15 protein-coding genes are annotated in these 14,918 nt (G+C 60.3%); 6 read left to right on the top strand and 9 right to left on the bottom strand.

Features of this window, described 5'->3' with window-relative positions; translation table 11 throughout:
- The first annotated feature begins 3 nt into the window (after nucleotides 1-3).
- From BMZ35_RS09020 to BMZ35_RS09005, 4 genes are all read left to right on the top strand, one after another.
- On the top strand, nucleotides 4-381 hold the full coding sequence (locus tag BMZ35_RS09020; RefSeq protein WP_093093154.1) for an RNA-binding S4 domain-containing protein: 378 nt from the start codon (nucleotides 4-6) through the stop codon (nucleotides 379-381).
- A 50-nt stretch (nucleotides 382-431) separates the two neighbouring features.
- Nucleotides 432-770, top strand: coding sequence for a ferredoxin FdxA (fdxA, locus tag BMZ35_RS09015; protein WP_093093152.1), 339 nt, complete (start codon nucleotides 432-434; stop codon nucleotides 768-770).
- A gap of 290 nt (nucleotides 771-1,060) precedes the next feature.
- Nucleotides 1,061-1,570: a CarD family transcriptional regulator gene (locus BMZ35_RS09010; protein WP_093093150.1), complete on the top strand. Its 510-nt coding sequence runs from the start codon at nucleotides 1,061-1,063 to the stop codon at nucleotides 1,568-1,570.
- 103 nt (nucleotides 1,571-1,673) lie between these two features.
- Nucleotides 1,674-2,447 carry a potassium channel family protein gene (locus BMZ35_RS09005; protein WP_093093148.1) on the top strand — a complete coding sequence of 258 codons (774 nt, stop codon included), beginning with the start codon at nucleotides 1,674-1,676 and terminating at the stop codon, nucleotides 2,445-2,447.
- A 3-nt stretch (nucleotides 2,448-2,450) separates the two neighbouring features.
- On the opposite strand, the gene cobS is transcribed toward BMZ35_RS09005, so the two are convergent.
- Nucleotides 2,451-3,197: an adenosylcobinamide-GDP ribazoletransferase gene (gene cobS / locus BMZ35_RS09000; RefSeq protein ID WP_093093147.1), complete on the bottom strand. Its 747-nt coding sequence runs from the start codon at nucleotides 3,195-3,197 to the stop codon at nucleotides 2,451-2,453.
- An 82-nt stretch (nucleotides 3,198-3,279) separates the two neighbouring features.
- Here cobS and cobT point away from each other — a divergent pair, with 82 nt between their 5' ends.
- The gene (gene cobT, locus BMZ35_RS08995) at nucleotides 3,280-4,290 is read left to right on the top strand and encodes a nicotinate-nucleotide--dimethylbenzimidazole phosphoribosyltransferase (protein WP_093093145.1); all 1,011 of its coding nucleotides are present in this window, start codon (nucleotides 3,280-3,282) and stop codon (nucleotides 4,288-4,290) included.
- Between the two features lie 6 nt (nucleotides 4,291-4,296).
- Here the strand turns inward: cobT and BMZ35_RS08990 are convergent, their stop codons facing one another.
- Both BMZ35_RS08990 and BMZ35_RS08985 read right to left on the bottom strand, forming a co-directional pair.
- Nucleotides 4,297-6,177 (bottom strand): cation:proton antiporter domain-containing protein, encoded by a 1,881-nt coding sequence (locus tag BMZ35_RS08990; RefSeq protein WP_093093143.1) that lies wholly within the window; start codon nucleotides 6,175-6,177, stop codon nucleotides 4,297-4,299.
- Between the two features lie 22 nt (nucleotides 6,178-6,199).
- Nucleotides 6,200-6,655 carry an Lrp/AsnC family transcriptional regulator gene (locus tag BMZ35_RS08985; RefSeq protein WP_093093141.1) on the bottom strand — a complete coding sequence of 152 codons (456 nt, stop codon included), beginning with the start codon at nucleotides 6,653-6,655 and terminating at the stop codon, nucleotides 6,200-6,202.
- Between the two features lie 154 nt (nucleotides 6,656-6,809).
- On the opposite strand from BMZ35_RS08985, the gene hppD reads away from it, so the two are divergent.
- Entirely contained in the window at nucleotides 6,810-7,907 is a 1,098-nt protein-coding gene (hppD, locus tag BMZ35_RS08980) for a 4-hydroxyphenylpyruvate dioxygenase (RefSeq protein ID WP_093093139.1), read from the top strand.
- Between the two features lie 73 nt (nucleotides 7,908-7,980).
- Here hppD and BMZ35_RS08975 read toward each other — a convergent pair whose 3' ends face one another.
- The 6 genes from BMZ35_RS08975 to BMZ35_RS08950 all read right to left on the bottom strand — a co-directional run bounded on the left by BMZ35_RS08975 (nucleotide 7,981) and on the right by BMZ35_RS08950 (nucleotide 14,701).
- Entirely contained in the window at nucleotides 7,981-8,835 is an 855-nt protein-coding gene (locus BMZ35_RS08975; RefSeq protein ID WP_093093138.1) for a lysophospholipid acyltransferase family protein, read from the bottom strand.
- Between the two features lie 106 nt (nucleotides 8,836-8,941).
- Nucleotides 8,942-11,353 (bottom strand): hypothetical protein, encoded by a 2,412-nt coding sequence (locus BMZ35_RS08970; protein WP_093093136.1) that lies wholly within the window; start codon nucleotides 11,351-11,353, stop codon nucleotides 8,942-8,944.
- A 240-nt stretch (nucleotides 11,354-11,593) separates the two neighbouring features.
- The gene (locus tag BMZ35_RS08965; RefSeq protein WP_093093134.1) at nucleotides 11,594-12,886 is read right to left on the bottom strand and encodes an O-acetylhomoserine aminocarboxypropyltransferase/cysteine synthase family protein; all 1,293 of its coding nucleotides are present in this window, start codon (nucleotides 12,884-12,886) and stop codon (nucleotides 11,594-11,596) included.
- A 142-nt stretch (nucleotides 12,887-13,028) separates the two neighbouring features.
- Nucleotides 13,029-13,673, bottom strand: a complete 645-nt coding sequence (locus tag BMZ35_RS08960; RefSeq protein ID WP_093093132.1) for an SDR family NAD(P)-dependent oxidoreductase — start codon at nucleotides 13,671-13,673, stop codon at nucleotides 13,029-13,031.
- Between the two features lie 32 nt (nucleotides 13,674-13,705).
- The gene (locus tag BMZ35_RS08955; RefSeq protein WP_093093130.1) at nucleotides 13,706-14,152 is read right to left on the bottom strand and encodes a DUF1178 family protein; all 447 of its coding nucleotides are present in this window, start codon (nucleotides 14,150-14,152) and stop codon (nucleotides 13,706-13,708) included.
- A 75-nt stretch (nucleotides 14,153-14,227) separates the two neighbouring features.
- Nucleotides 14,228-14,701: an NUDIX hydrolase gene (locus tag BMZ35_RS08950; RefSeq protein ID WP_242654744.1), complete on the bottom strand. Its 474-nt coding sequence runs from the start codon at nucleotides 14,699-14,701 to the stop codon at nucleotides 14,228-14,230.
- Nucleotides 14,702-14,918: the final 217 nt, after the last annotated feature.

The raw sequence follows: 14,918 nt of genomic DNA, 5'->3' as shown, positions 1-14,918 counted from the left end.
GGCGTGAGCGCGCCGAGTCCGAAGCAACGCCTTGACAAGTGGCTCTGGCAGGCCCGGTTCTTCAAAACCCGCAGCCTGTCAGCCAAGCTGGTGACGGGCGGACATGTGAGGGTCAATAGCGCCAAGGTCTCCAAGGCCAGCCATGGTGTCATGGCTGGCGACGTGCTGACCTTTCCCCAAGCCAGACGTGTGCGTGTGATCCGGGTTTTGGCGCTTGGAGAACGGCGTGGCCCCGCGAGCGAGGCGCAAACCCTGTATGAAGATTTGACGCCGGAACAGGAAAGCGTTCCGCGCGCGCCGGGTGCAGGGGAAAAAGGGCGCCCAACCAAGCGAGATCGTCGCAGTCTTGTTTCTTTGCGCGCTTCGCGTCTTGAAGATTAGGGCAGGCTGATTTAGGCAGGCTGTCAAACCAGATGGGAATGAGCTGAGCCATGACCTATATCGTCACTGAAAATTGCGTTGCCTGCAAATACACCGACTGCGTCGAAGTCTGTCCGGTGGATTGCTTTTATGAAGGCGAGAACTTTCTCGTGATTCACCCTGATGAATGCATCGACTGTGGTGTTTGCGAACCCGAGTGTCCTGCGGACGCCATCCGCCCGGATACCGAGCCGGACATGGAGAAATGGGTCGAGTTCAACCGCAAGTATTCGGAAATCTGGCCGGTGATCATCACCAAGAAAGATCCGCTGCCTGACGCGGATGAACGGGATGGTGAACCCGGAAAGATGGAAAAGTACTTCTCGGAAGCGCCGGGCGAGGGTGGCTGACCTAAGGTCAGTTAACCGATTCGCGCCTTTTCTCGTCCTTTGGCACTACGGAACAGCCTCTAAAAGGCTGAAAAAAATGGAATAATGCCCTTCCTTTGGCTGTTAAGCTTTAAGGGGGGCGTTTTTTGTGTTATACTACCTTTACAAAGGAAATAACTGCCTACGAGCCATCCCTGCGCTTTTGCCAAGGGTGGCTTTTATTACCAGAGGACATACCGTTTCGGAAAACCCAGTTTCCCGAGCGCGTATTTTTGTCTGGTTTGAATGGTGCGTATCTTAGGAAGGATAGCATGACGAAAGCCAAGAAGAACGAATTCCGCCCGAATGACTATGTTGTGTATCCGGCCCATGGTGTGGGTCAGATCGTGTCGATCGAGGAACAGGAAGTGGCCGGCATGGAGCTGGAACTGTTCGTGATCTCGTTCGAGAAAGACAAGATGACGTTGCGGGTGCCCACCAACAAGGCGACCGAGATCGGAATGCGCGGACTGAGCTCTCCGGATGTGGTGAGCCAGGCGATGAAAACCCTGAAGGGTAAGGCCAAGGTCAAGCGGGCGATGTGGTCGCGCCGCGCTCAGGAGTATGAACAGAAGATCAACTCGGGCGACCTGATCGCGATTGCCGAAGTGGTGCGCGACCTGCACCGCAACGACGATCAGCGTGAACAGAGCTATTCTGAGCGTCAGCTTTATGAAGCCGCGCTGGAACGTCTGACGCGCGAAGTGGCAGCCGTGGCCGGTGGTGACGAGGTTGCCGCTGCCAAACAGGTAGACGAAGTGCTGGTCTCGCGCGCGGCCTGAGTCCGTTCGCAGCCACAGATTTTGGCCGTCCCGGTACCGGGACGGCCTTTTTCTTTGCCGCCAAATACTTGCGCGAATTGACCCGGGCCTGTTTAGTTTCCTGATGGAGACTCTCAAAGACAGAATTTGCGAACTATATACTGGCGAAAGCATCGTGTCGGTGCGCTTTCGCTATGCGTTGATCCTGTTTGATGCGATCACGATATTCTTTTTCATCGGTACGGCGCATCTGCCCCATGGCCCGTGGCTGATCGGGTTGAGCCAGTTTGTCGGTCTTTTCATTCTGGCCGATTTCATGGCGCGGTTGTGGATCGCCGAGGATCGCAAGGCGCATTTCATGCACCTCTATACCCTGGCCGATCTCGTGGTGATCGTGACGCTGTTCCTCGATCCGTTCCTGTCGGGCAATGTCGCGTTCCTGCGCGTGTTGCGGGGGCTCAGGTTAATTCACTCCTACCAGTTGATGAACGATCTACGCCGGGACAGCCGGTTTTTCCGAGATCACGAGGAAACGGTGATCGCGTCGGTGAACCTGTTCGTGTTCATCATGGTGACAACCACGACGATTCTGGTGTTTTTCCTAGATCTTGAGGCAACCGAGACGCCCTATATCGATGCGCTCTATTTCACTGTTGCAACGCTGACCACGACGGGGTTCGGGGATATCACCATGCAGACGCCGGGCGGGAAGCTGTTTTCTGTCGCAGTGATGGCGATTGGCGTTGCGCTGTTCGTACGGCTGGCACAGGCCATTTTCCAGCCGCGCAAGGTACGGTGCGAATGCCCGAGCTGCGGGTTGATGAAGCACGATCCCGACGCGGTGCATTGCAAACATTGTGGGGCCACGATTCATATAGAGACCGATGGGCTTGTCTGAGCGTCAGGAGGCCAAAGCGAACAGCAAGGTGATTTCGCAGATTTGCTGCGTTGCCCCCAACACATCTCCGGTTTGCCCACCTATCTTGCGCTGGGCGATTGCGCGGCAGGCAATGGCGGCCACAAGAACAAGCGGGATCAGAACAAGGGCTGTGAGGCCAGCGAAAGCCACCGTGGCACCCATGGCGAGCAGGGCGGCGGCAAGGGCGGTCAGGGGGGCGGGGCGCCCCTGTGCGTGGCTGAGGCCCGTTTCGCGGGCATGGGGCAGGCTGGTCATCAGGGCGGGCATGGCCGCACGCGATAGCATCGCAACGGCAACAAGTGACCAGACCCAGTCGGCGGACTGCAGGACGATTGCCACCGCACTCCAGCGTGCGGCCAGAGACAGGCAGAGAGCGATCACGCCATAGGCACCGATCCGGCTATCCTTCATGATCTCGAGACGCCGGGCGCGTTCCCAGCCTCCCCAGAACCCATCGGCGCAGTCCGAAAGGCCGTCTTCATGCATGGCCCCGGTCAGGATGGCGTTGGCGGCAAGCCAGACCAGCGCGGCAAGCGTTGGCGGCACCCCAAGCGTTAGAGCAAGCGCCGTCGGCAGGGCGGCAAGGGCCGCAACCACAGCTCCGGTCAGCGGATAGGCCCACGCCGCCTGCGCGCCGCGCGAAAAATCGGCACGGACCGGCAGTCGGGACAGGAGAGCAATGGCGGTGAGAATATCGCCTGCGCTGAACGTGGTGTCGGGTCTGGACATGGGTGTGTCTATTTCCTGCCTTGTCGGGCGTTGGCAATCAGGTAAACAGCGCAGAACCAAAGAGATCAACAGGAGCTTTGCCATGTCTGCCGACTTTTCCACCCTTGCCGCGTTTCGTGACCTGCTTCAGGCCGCACCGGGCATTGACCAGAAGGCGCAGGGCGAGGCGGAAGAGCGCAATGGGCAGTTGACCAAGCCACCGGGTGCGCTGGGGCGGCTGGAAGACATGGCGATCTGGTATGCGGGCTGGCGCGGCAATCCGCGCCCGGAGATCAACGCGCCGCAGGTGATCGTGTTCGCAGGCAACCATGGCGTGACCGCACAAGGAGTGTCGGCCTTTCCTGCCGAAGTAACCGAGCAGATGGTGCTGAACTTTCAGCATGGCGGCGCGGCGATCAACCAGCTGAGCAAGGCGGCCGGGGCGTCGCTTGATGTGCATGCCCTGTCACTTGACACACCGACAGCAGATTTTACGCAAGGTCCTGCGATGAGTGAGGAAGAGGTTGTCGTGGCGCTGGCCACCGGCTGGGACGCGGTGGACGAAAAAGCTGACCTGCTGGTCGTGGGTGAGATGGGGATCGGAAACACGACCTCGGCGGCGGCGATTGCGCATGCGCTTTTTGGCGGGGCGGCAGAGGATTGGGTTGGCCGCGGCACCGGCGTGGACGATGCTGGGCTTGCCAACAAGGCACGCGTGGTGCGTGAAGGTGTGGCTGCCAACTCCGGCAAGGAAGGGCTTGAGGTGCTACGATGCCTTGGCGGGCGCGAACTGGCGGCGATGGCAGGGGCGATTGCACGCGCCCGCAGCCTGCGTATTCCGGTAATTCTTGACGGTTTCATCTGCTCGGCGGCAGCCGCGACCCTTGAGGCTGCGGTACCGGGGGCGCTGGACCATGCAATTGCCGGTCATGCGAGCGCTGAAGCGGCGCATGGCGCCGTGCTCGAAAAGCTGGGCAAGGCGCCGGTTCTACAACTCAACATGCGTCTGGGTGAAGCTTCGGGCGCGGCGGTGGCGATCAATGTGTTGAAGGCGGCGGTGGCCTGCCATTCAGGCATGGCCACCTTCGCCGAGGCGGGCGTTTCGGACGGCTAAGCGCCTCTAGGGGTGCTGTTCGTCTTTCTCTTCGTCCTGGGCCAATAGGCGCGCCTCGAGCTCGGTTTCGAGCTCGCGGGCGCGTTTGACATAGGCCGCGTTCTGCGCCGAAGGGATATCGGGACGCCAGAGTTCCGCAAGTTCCTGCACCGAATACCGGTCGTGTTTGTAGAAGATCTGTTCAGCTCGGGCGGCTTCGTATTCGTTGAGCCCCATGTTTTCGAGCACGTAACGCCCCGCACGTAACGAGCTGTCAAACATTTCGCGCACGATGTCATCGGCCCCGGCCTGATAGAGGCGGAACACCTGCGCACGGTCGCGGGCGCGGGCGACGATGTGGATATCGGGCCGTTCACGGCGCACATATTTCACGAGTTTCAGGGCTGCTTCGGGATTGTCGAGCGCCACGACAAGGACATGTGCTTCACCCAAGCCCGCAGCATGCAAGATTTCGGGACGGGTTGGGTCGCCGAAGAACCCTTTGACCCCGAAGCGCCGCATGTTCTCGATGGTCCGGATGTCATGGTCGAGAACCACGGTCTGGAACCCGGCTGAGCGTACAAGGCGGTTCACGATCTGCCCGAAACGCCCAATGCCAGCGATGATCACAGGGCCGCGTTCGTCGATCTCGTCCTCTTGTGGCGCGGGGGCATCGGAATGGTCGCCAAAATGCTTGGAAAGCAGGTCATAGAGGATGAAGAGAAGGGGCGTGATCAGCATGGTCAGCGCCACCACCAGCAAGAGCCTTTCGGCGGCCCAGCCCGGCAACACGTTCTGCTGCGAGGAAAAGGAGATCAGGACAAAGCCGAATTCCCCGGCTTGGGCGAGACTTAGCGTGAAAAGCCAGAGGTCGCGTCGCCGTAGGCCAAAAGCGCGCCCGATCAGGAAGAGGATTGCGGCCTTGAGAGCAATGATGCCCACGGCAAGGCTGATGATCTGGGTCGGAGAACGGGCGAGAACCTGAAAGTCGATCTGTGCGCCCACCGTGATGAAAAACAGCCCCAGCAAGAGCCCCTTGAAAGGTTCGATGTCGCTTTCCAATTCGTGCCGGAACTCCGAGTTCGCCAGCAGAACCCCCGCCAGAAAGGTGCCGAGCGCAGGCGACAGGCCGACCAGTTCCATCAAGAGAGCAATGCCAACCACGATCAGTAGTGCGAGTGCGGTGTACATCTCGGGCAGTTTGGCCGCATGGATGAAGCGGAACACAGGGCGAGTGAGGAACATTCCACCAATCACGATCACCGAGACCGCCCCGATGGTCACGAGGGTCACCCCCCAGCCGGGCAGCCCTTCGACGAGGGACATTCCGTGCTCGGCATGTGTTGCGCTAGGTTTAATGATCGAGCCATCTGCCGCGATCTGGTGGACTTCGGTCAGTGCAAACAATGGCAGGATCGCGAGCATCGGAATAACGGCGATATCTTGTGTCAGAAGTACGGAAAATGCGGATCGCCCGCCGCCCGTTTGCATAAGCCCCTTTTCGGAAAGGGTCTGCAGAACGATCGCGGTTGAGGACAAGGCAAAGATCATGCCGATCGCAATCGAGGAGTTGAAGGTCATGCCCATCGCCATGGCCACTACGACAACAGCGCCCCCGGTGAGGCCGATCTGCAGCCCGCCCAGTCCGATAAGCTTGTCTCGCATGGCCCAGAGCGCTCGCGGGTCAAGTTCAAGCCCGATCAGGAACAGCATCATCACCACGCCGAATTCCGCATAGTGCAGCAGATCGTCGGCCTGATGTGTGCCGACGAGGCCGAAGACCGGGCCAATCAGGATGCCGGCAGCGAGGTAGCCAAGCACGGATCCCAGCCCTAGGCGGGCCGCAATGGGCACGGCGATGACCGCCGTCATCAGGAAGATCGTCGCCTGATAGAGTACGCTTTCCATAATCAGTCCTGTGTCGCGCCGATCAGGTCGGCAGGGGGGCGTCGCGTTTGGGTTGATCCATGACGATCTGGCTTTGCACGCGACTGACGGCCGGGTGGGGCAAAAGGATTTCGTGAATCAACCTGTTCAACGCATTCAGGTCGCTACAATAGACACGCAGCAAATAATCCGCATCCCCCGTCAATGTCCATGCGCTCACGACCTCCGGGCGGGTGCTGATCAACGTGGCAAAACTGCGCCCTTGTTCGGGGCGATGCGTTCCCAATTGCACCTGGATGAATGCCTGCACATGCAGGCCGACGCGGTCCGGGTCCAGTCTGGCGAAATAGCCCTGTATATAACCTTCGGCCTCAAGGCGCTGACGGCGGCGCCCCGCCTGGCTGGGCGACAGGTTGAGAAGCTCGGAGAGTTCCAATGCGGTCAGGTGCGCATTTTTCTGCAATGCGGACAAAAGGCGGATATCTATCTGATCGAGCATGCGTCATCTTTGCGCTATTTTTTCAAAGTATGCGTAATTTACGCATTCAATGTCAAATACGCACGTCACTTCGCGGAGAAACCGCGCGAAGAAGCACGTATCTTTCCATCAGCGAACAAACATGCCCCTGACACACATCAAAAGGAGACGCGACATGGGACCTTTCCCGCATGACGCCCCGCGCGCCGAGATTTCCGAATTCAATCCTGCCGGAACCGATGGGTTCGAATTTGTCGAGTTTGCTCACCCGGAGCCGCAGGAGTTGCGCGAGTTGTTTGCGCGCATGGGCTTTGTGCACGTGGCCAACCATAAGGCCAAGGCGGTTGAGCTGTGGCAGCAGGGCGATGTGACCTATATCCTCAACAACGAACCTGGCAGCTTTGCTGCGCGTTTCGTGGAAGAGCACGGCCCCTGCGCCCCGTCGATGGGCTGGCGTGTTGTCGATGCGCAGAAAGCTTATGAGCATGCGATTTCCAAGGGTGCCGAAGCCTATGACGCCGGGGACAAGACGCTGAACTGGCCTGCGATCAAGGGGATCGGTGGCAGCCTGCTCTATTTCACCGACCAGTATTTCGACACGTCGCCCTACAACGAAGAGTTTGACTGGATCACCACGTCGAAACCGGAAGGGGACGGGTTCTACTACCTCGACCACCTGACCCACAACGTGTTCAAGGGCAACATGGACAAGTGGTTCAAGTTCTATGGCGACCTGTTCAACTTCCGCGAAATCCGCTTCTTCGACATTGAAGGCAAGTTCACCGGGTTGTTTTCACGTGCGCTGACCTCTCCCTGCGGCAAGATCCGTATTCCGATCAACGAGGACCGGGGCGAGACCGGTCAGATCGTGTCCTACCTCAAGAAATACAACGGCGAAGGCATCCAGCATATCGCCGTGGGAACCGATGATATCTACGAGGCCACCGACAAGATCGCGGCCAAGGGTCTGAAGTTCATGCCTGGCCCGAATGAGGCTTATTATGATCTCAGCTACGAGCGTGTGGTTGGTCACGACGAGCCCAAGGATCGGATGATGAAACACGGTATCCTGATCGACGGTGAAGGTGTTGTGAATGGCGGCGAGACAAAGATTCTGCTGCAGATTTTCAGCAAGACGGTGATCGGCCCGATCTTCTTCGAGTTCATTCAGCGCAAGGGCGATGACGGGTTCGGCGAAGGCAACTTCAAGGCACTGTTCGAGTCGATCGAGCGTGAACAGATCGAATCCGGCGAGATTAAAGCCGCGGAATAAATCCGGTCCAACCGGAGGGAGGGGAGCGTCGTCCACCGAGAGGTGGGCGGCGTTTTTTTTATGCGGTTCAGCGTCAGCGCACGGGGCAATAGAGACCGGGCACCAGCCCTTCGGCAGTCGCCTTGATCGTTTCCGGGGCTGTGCCGGGCGCAAGGGGCGCGCCATAATGGACAGAATAGGCGCCGCCCAGTTTGGACAGCAGCTCGGACACGTAACGCAGCGATGCGACCTCGCGCCCGAAGGCATCATTGCCGCCGCTGAGCACCCGGCCAAGACGACGTGTGCGGTAATAGTGGCGCGAGTTGCGCAAATCAGCTGAGGCAGGGATGATTGGAGCGCCTGTGTCCTGCGACATGCGGGTAACACCCATCCGCCATGCCGGTTCTACCAGCAGACCGTCGCGCATGTCCGGCACCCGCCCCGACCCGAAGATCAGCAATGCGCCTTCGTTCTCCACATGGGCTTTCATGGCGGCGCGTGTTGTACGCGCGGAAAGCGCGTTGTTGTTGCGATCCAGGTCGACAGGGATCAGCAGGTCCGGACCAAGAAATCGCTCGGCCTCGCGATTGGCAACGACTTTGAGATCGGGGCGGTGTTTCAGCAAGGCTCCGGCATGGGCAATGAAATCGAATGTCCCGACGGGATGGGTGGCCCCGATGACCACGCGGCCCGTGCGCGGAACATGGTGGAGGCCATGGGCCCTGATGGTTGTCCCCCCTTTCATTTCAAGAAGCGCCCAGACCAGATCGGTGCCGACACGCCCATCGAGTGCGATCAGGGTTTGTTCAGTTTCGCGCAGGGCAAAGAAAGCCTGGCCGGTAAAGGCCCGGTTGCCGATGTCGACCACGCTCATGAGCACCCGAAGCGCCTTGATCCGCAGGTTGGCACCTTGGGACAGGCGCAAGCGCGTGCGCAAGAGTTCGTCCATCGGGGAAGGGGGCTTCTGTTGTGCCAAGGTCGTGCCGTCGTTCCAATGTGGTCTGCGCAAACTAGCACGGCGGTTTGCGTGCCTGCATCCCCCAATATGCGGGTCCCTAGCCCTTGGGCATTTTCAGAACGATATTGCGACCGGATTTGACGTAGCGCAGTTCCTGTTCACCGATTGCGGCGACTTTGCCGCCGTCGATCCGGTCTCCCACCTGAACCTTGCGATAACGGCCATTCGCCAGTCGCACCAGCGCGCGGCGGTTGTTGCTTGTTCCATAGACGCCGATCAGGTTGATCTTGTTCAGGTTGATCGCGTTTTGGATCGTGGCCTGACGGGCAACTGACGCGGTGGTCGGAATCTTGGGGGTGATGGTGGCAGCTGCAGGCGTGGCGACAACCGCTTCGGTCGGTTTGCTGCGCTGCGCCAGTTGGGCGATGTTGCTTGGCCGCTGACGCGGACGCAGCGACGAGGCTACCGCCAGCGCGGTCGGGGTGTTGTCGTTTTCCGCAGCGTCTTTCTCGGTGCTCGGGCGCGGTTTGGGGCGAATGCGCCCAAGCTCTGCACGCGATCGCCCACCAAGTGTTGCCCGCTCGTTGCTCTCCACGAGATCGCCGGGGCGGAAACGCGGGCGGATCGAGGCGAGGCGTTGCTCATCTTCACGTGACAGGGCGCGCCCGTCAGCTTCGGCGCGGTTGGGCAGGCTCGCAGGCAGAACAGGCGGGCGGCCCAGATAGACCATGACGCCATCCGGGTTCAGCGTTCCTTGCGCGCTGGCTACTACGAGGCCCCGCTCGTCCAGATCAAACCGGGTGCCTGGCCCAACCGGGTTCAACTGTGCATTCAGCGGCTGGTCCACAAGAAACCCTTTCGGGTCGGGAAGAGCCACGGCGTCCTGTGCGATCAGGACCCGATCAATGGAGGTGGCATAAAGGTCATCCGTGCTTCCAGCCGTGGGGGTCTCCGGTGGTTGCGGCGCACGTTCCCAGATGCCAGTGACGGCATAGCGGGCCTCAGCCTCGTTTTCGCTCAGCGCCGTCGGGTGAACGCTGTCCTCCATCGCTTCAATTTCGGCGCTGTCAGTGATGCTGTCCGGGGCGGCCGGCGTCAGGATGTCCGTGGCGAGGGCATCAGAAACCAGCGGACTGGTGTCAGTCCCCGCCACGCTTTCTTCAGCGGGCGTTTGCAAGGGCCCAGTACCCTGAACCGGGGCAGTGTCTTCATCCGCGATCACCGATGCTTCGGGATCAAGTAGCACGATCTGGTTTCGGTCGCCGCGGCCAAACAACCCGGCGACCCCGTCTTCCAGAAACAGGGCGGCCCAAAGCGCGACTGCGGCGAGGAACAGCAAAAGCACGGCGGTCATGATCAGGCCGAGGTACTTGGGCTTGCCCCCCACGGACTGGCCGGTGCGTGCCCCAAAGACAGTCAGTCGCTGTTGTTCGCTGTCGGTGTTTTGAGTGCCCTGCGTCTCACTGTGATGTACAGGCGGAGCGGGCCTTTTCCTGGGCTTGGGCGCAATCTTGGTCCTTTGACGGCGGCTAACAAACCCGCCGTCATCTTCTGCGGTCTCTTCTTTGCCGTGAGGCTCGGTTTGAGCGGAGTCTGCCTTCAGCCCGGCAATGACCTTGGCCGGATCAAACCGCAGGCTGCGGCTCGCGGTGGGACCGGAGTCTCCGGGTATGCCGGGTGCGTTGGTGCCCTGTGCGGTGCGGCTCGCGCCCCCCAATGTGGTTTTCGAGGCCGTCTCTTGTGTCTCTCGATGTGCGCGGATCGACGCAAAGGCGACCGGGGGGGCTGAGTCTTTCGACTGTTCCTCGGCTTTTGCAGGGGGGGCGTCGGATATATCGTTCGATGCTGGCGTGGTTGCACTGTCGAACGAAGCGCTTGCTTCGGGTTCAGCGACTTCACGAGCACTGGCTTCCGTCTTGACGGGCGGGCTTGAAAGCGGTGCGGGTTCCGGGTCAGGCAGGTCTCCACTGGAGACGATGCGGATCGGATTAGGCTCCGGCTTGAGCTGTGCGCTCTTCAGGAGAGCCGGCGCAGCCTTGGTCGGGCCGAAATCTGGCGCCGCATCAAAATTGTCTTCCGGCGGCATCGCGGTAAAACAGACCGGGTTGAATGCGTGTTCCGTGGCGAAAGCTTCGGCCTCTTCCAACGTTTCCCGCGCAACAGCGGCGACTTGGGTGTTCCGGCCAACTGCGTGAATGTCGAAGGCAAGTTGGTCTGCTCGGTAGGGCGTCGATTCTTCCAGCGCCACAAGTGCAGCATCTCGTCGCTTGGCGTCGCGGGCCCGCCCGGTATCCAGGGACAGGTATTTGATCTGATCGTTGGGCAGTATCACCGCCGTGACGAACGGCCCCTTGGCAACCGCCTCGCCCTTGGCGCGTAGCTTCTCAAGATCTCCCGCGAGATCTTCGGTATCCAGCGTTACTTCGCCCAGCAAATGCCAGCCCCCGGCACGCCGTGTGAGCAGGCCGATCCCTTCAAATGAAAGCGATAGAGCGAAATCCGGTTTCATGTATCGGGTCTAGCATCCGAAATGGGCAGAAAGGAGTCCTCAGCGAGGAGTTCAAGGATTTATAGCAAGTTATTGCCAAAGGGGAAGAAAAAGCCGCGCCACCTGTGGGTTGTCGCGCGTGGACCACTAGATGATGGGGTGGCAGCGGTCAGGAGCCGATCCCGGGGCGCTCTGCGAATGTCCTTCAACAAAAAAGGCGCGCCGTTTTCAGTTGGCGCGCCTCACTTTTGGGGAAGTGGATCAGGCGTGAGCCTTGGCCAGCGCCTGATCAAGATCGGCAATCAGGTCCGCAGCCGTTTCGATCCCGATCGAAATGCGCACCACGTTCGGGCCTGCACCGGCGGCTTCCTGTTGTTCCGGGGTGAGCTGGCGGTGCGTGGTCGAGGCCGAATGGATCACCAGCGAACGGGTATCGCCGAGGTTGGCAACGTGGCTGAAAATCTCGAGGCTGTCGACGAACTTGACGCAGGCGTCATAGCCGCCCTTGAGAGCCACGGTGAACAGGCCGCCGGCGCCCTTGGGGCAGATGCGTTCTACGCGATCATGATAGGGCGAGGAGGGAAGGCCTGCATAGGTCACATAGTCCACAAGGTCATGCTGTTCCAGCCAGCCGGCAACTGTCTTGGCGTTTTCAACATGGCGTTCCATGCGCAGCGACAGGGTTTCGATACCCATGAGCGTGTAATGCGCTGCCTGTGGGTTCATCGTCATGCCCAGATCACGCAACCCGATGGCGATGCCGTGGAAGGTGAAGGCCAGCGGGCCGAAGGTTTCGTGGAACTTGAGCCCGTGATACGCGGGTTCGGGTTGGGACAGCGACGGGAACTTGTCCGAAGCCGACCAGTCGAATTTGCCCGAATCCACGATGCAGCCGCCGGTGACGGTGCCGTTGCCAGTCAGGTACTTGGTGGTGGAGTGCACCACCAGCGTCGCGCCAAGGCTGATCGGGTTGCAGAGGTAGGGCGTGGCCGAGGTGTTGTCCACGATCAGCGGCACACCGGCGGCATCCGCGACCCCCGCGAGTGCTTCGATATCCGAGATGTAGCCGCCGGGGTTGGCGATGGATTCACAGAAAACCGCACGGGTGTTTTCATCGATGGCATCACGCACCGCGTCGAGATCGTCCGTGTCCACGAACTTGGCCGACCAGCCGAAGCGCTTGATGGTCTGACTGAACTGGGTGACGGTGCCGCCATAAAGACGGGTCGAGGCCACCACGTTGCAGCCCGGACCCATCAGCGGGAACAGTGCCATGATCTGGGCAGCGTGGCCCGAAGAGCAGCAAACCGCGCCCACGCCGCCTTCCAGGGTGGCAATGCGCTCCTGCAGCACCGCCACCGTGGGGTTGGTCAGGCGGGAATAGATGAAGCCGACTTCCTGTAGATTGAAGAGGGCGGCGGCATGTTCGGCATCGCGGAACACGTAGGCCGTGGTTTGGTAGATCGGCGTCTGGCGTGCGCCGGTGGCCGGATCGGGGCGTGCGCCCGCGTGAATTTGCAGCGTGTCAAAACCATGTGTGGGTGCGTCGGACATTCGGAAAAACCTCCCTGAGACAATGTTGGCAACAGTGTTAGGGGCACGCGCGCGCAGGTGCAACGGGCGTTGCGTCGCTTTCGTCTATTCGAATGTATGAAAGGGAGAGGGAGCGCTGCCCCCACCGCCGCAGGGGTATCGGTCAGAACGGGTGGGGACGTCCGTCCCAGGTCTGAAAGCAGCCGGTTGTCTCGAGCGAAAGTTCCGCGAAACGCGTGGCGAGACCGCGGGCTGACTCCTCGGCGGAGATTTCGGCGGAGACTCCCCCCATATCGGTGCGCACCCATCCGGGATGGTAGATTCCGACTGCAATGCCGATATGGTGCAGATCGGTGGCGAGGTTGCGTCCGAGGTTAAGCGCGGCGGCCTTGGATGCGCGATAGATGTAACTTCCGCCGGGTGCGCGTTCCTGAGAGGCCATTTGCGAGGAAATGATGGCGATCTTGGGGGTGCGAGAAAGCTGCAGGTTGGGCAGAAGCGCCTGAACGGTCAGGAAAACACCGGTCACGTTGGCGGCGAATGTTTGCGCCCACATCTCGGCCGGGTAGCCATCGGCAAGATTCTCGTGTTTGTCGAGGTAAACGCCGGCATTGCACACCAGAAGGTCGACGGGGCGCGAATCCAATCGATGGGACAGGGCGCGTGTGCTGGCGCTGTCGGTGACGTCCAGCGGTTCGAACTCTCCTCCGGCACGGGACGTACCCGTGACGTCGTGCCCTTGAGAGCGCAAGGTTCTGTCGAGTGCCTGCCCGATGCCGCGATTGGCGCCTGTGATCACGACATGCATGGGCGTCTCCCTTATACCTTGGTTTCGTGCGGTCAGTTGGTCTTGCGTGTGATGTTGAAGGGCAGGGGCGCTACCGGCACGCCGTCTTCGATCAGCGCCTTGGCCTCTTCCGGGCGCGCTTCGCCATAGATTGCGCGCTCCGGCGCGCTGCCTTCGTGCATGGCGCGGGCTTCGGAGGCAAACTTGCTGCCGACATAGTCCGAGTTCTTCTCGATATGCCGCTTGAGTTCGGCCAGCGCCTGTTCGGCAGGGCTGGCGGGGGTTGACAAGGCGCGTTCGGGCGCCTCGCCTTGCTGTGTTTCCGAAGTCGAGCGCGCCGGACGAACCCGCGGCGCCATCATCGCTTTTTCAACGTGGCTGTCGCCGCAAATGGCACAGGACACCATCCTGGCCTCCTTCAGTTTCTCAAAGGCGTCTGCAGACTGGAACCAGCTGTCAAAGCGGTGTTCGTTGGCGCATTTCAGCGTGTAGTTGATCATGGCTCGTCGGTGCTTTCAGGGTCGTCTTGTCCCTGATCAAAACATAATTGGCGTCATGGGAACGTTCAAGCCGCGCTATCGCAGCAGTCGGGCATCGAATTTCTTTATGAGCCTCGCCAGTTCGTGATTGTCGATCCGCAGGGCGGCCTTTTTCGAGCTCAGCCATTTGCGGCGGCGTTCATCGCGTTCGGGAAAGCGGTTGCTCAGTTTGCGCATTTCGAGCGGGAACAGCATTACGGACCGGGTTTGCAGTCTGCTGTCCTTGTCTGGCTTCTCGTAGGAATACACACCGATGCAATGCTTGGAGACGCGCCCGCGCACGCCAGCTTCTTCCCAAGCTTCCTGGGCCGCGGTCTGATGGGGTTTCAGTCCCGGAATACCCCAGCCCTTTGGCGTGATCCAGCGTTGGGACCGGCGCGAGGTGATCAGCAGGACCTGTGTCTTGTCATTGATGATGCGATAGACCAACGCGCCGTATTGCAGTGCGTGTCCGTTCTTGGTGGCCGCTTTGACCATCGCGGCGATGTTGGCGGGTTGCTGCATGCCCATTGGGGGCCTCCGCGCTGTGTCGTCTGCTCGTAAGCAAGATTATCAAGGCTGTGCGGTTTCACCAATGATTCCTTGCACATGAGGTTGGCACCACCGAGGGATGGGACCAAATGGGAACGCGTATGGGAAATCGTGGGACGGGAGTGTCTTGCTGGACGGGTGCTTGCCGAATCGCGGGTGGTGTCCCTGAAAAACCTGTGTGCAAAAGGTAAGAAGG

This window comes from Shimia aestuarii (assembly GCF_900114635.1).
Classification (GTDB): Bacteria; Pseudomonadota; Alphaproteobacteria; order Rhodobacterales; family Rhodobacteraceae; genus Shimia; species Shimia aestuarii.
This window is presented reverse-complemented; position numbering and strand designations above follow the sequence as displayed.

Bases quoted from the DNA above. Each gene is read 5' to 3' on its own strand.
- fdxA (WP_093093152.1), top strand. From the start codon at position 432: ATGACCTATATCGTCACTGAAAATTGCGTTGCCTGCAAATACACCGAC.
- BMZ35_RS09010 (WP_093093150.1), top strand. From the start codon at position 1,061: ATGACGAAAGCCAAGAAGAACGAATTCCGCCCGAATGACTATGTTGTG.
- BMZ35_RS09005 (WP_093093148.1), top strand. From the start codon at position 1,674: ATGGAGACTCTCAAAGACAGAATTTGCGAACTATATACTGGCGAAAGC.
- cobS (WP_093093147.1), bottom strand. From the start codon at position 3,197: ATGTCCAGACCCGACACCACGTTCAGCGCAGGCGATATTCTCACCGCC.
- cobT (WP_093093145.1), top strand. From the start codon at position 3,280: ATGTCTGCCGACTTTTCCACCCTTGCCGCGTTTCGTGACCTGCTTCAG.
- BMZ35_RS08990 (WP_093093143.1), bottom strand. From the start codon at position 6,177: ATGGAAAGCGTACTCTATCAGGCGACGATCTTCCTGATGACGGCGGTC.
- BMZ35_RS08985 (WP_093093141.1), bottom strand. From the start codon at position 6,655: ATGCTCGATCAGATAGATATCCGCCTTTTGTCCGCATTGCAGAAAAAT.
- hppD (WP_093093139.1), top strand. From the start codon at position 6,810: ATGGGACCTTTCCCGCATGACGCCCCGCGCGCCGAGATTTCCGAATTC.
- BMZ35_RS08975 (WP_093093138.1), bottom strand. From the start codon at position 8,835: ATGGACGAACTCTTGCGCACGCGCTTGCGCCTGTCCCAAGGTGCCAAC.
- BMZ35_RS08970 (WP_093093136.1), bottom strand. From the start codon at position 11,353: ATGAAACCGGATTTCGCTCTATCGCTTTCATTTGAAGGGATCGGCCTG.
- BMZ35_RS08965 (WP_093093134.1), bottom strand. From the start codon at position 12,886: ATGTCCGACGCACCCACACATGGTTTTGACACGCTGCAAATTCACGCG.
- BMZ35_RS08960 (WP_093093132.1), bottom strand. From the start codon at position 13,673: ATGCATGTCGTGATCACAGGCGCCAATCGCGGCATCGGGCAGGCACTC.
- BMZ35_RS08955 (WP_093093130.1), bottom strand. From the start codon at position 14,152: ATGATCAACTACACGCTGAAATGCGCCAACGAACACCGCTTTGACAGC.
- BMZ35_RS08950 (WP_242654744.1), bottom strand. From the start codon at position 14,701: ATGGGCATGCAGCAACCCGCCAACATCGCCGCGATGGTCAAAGCGGCC.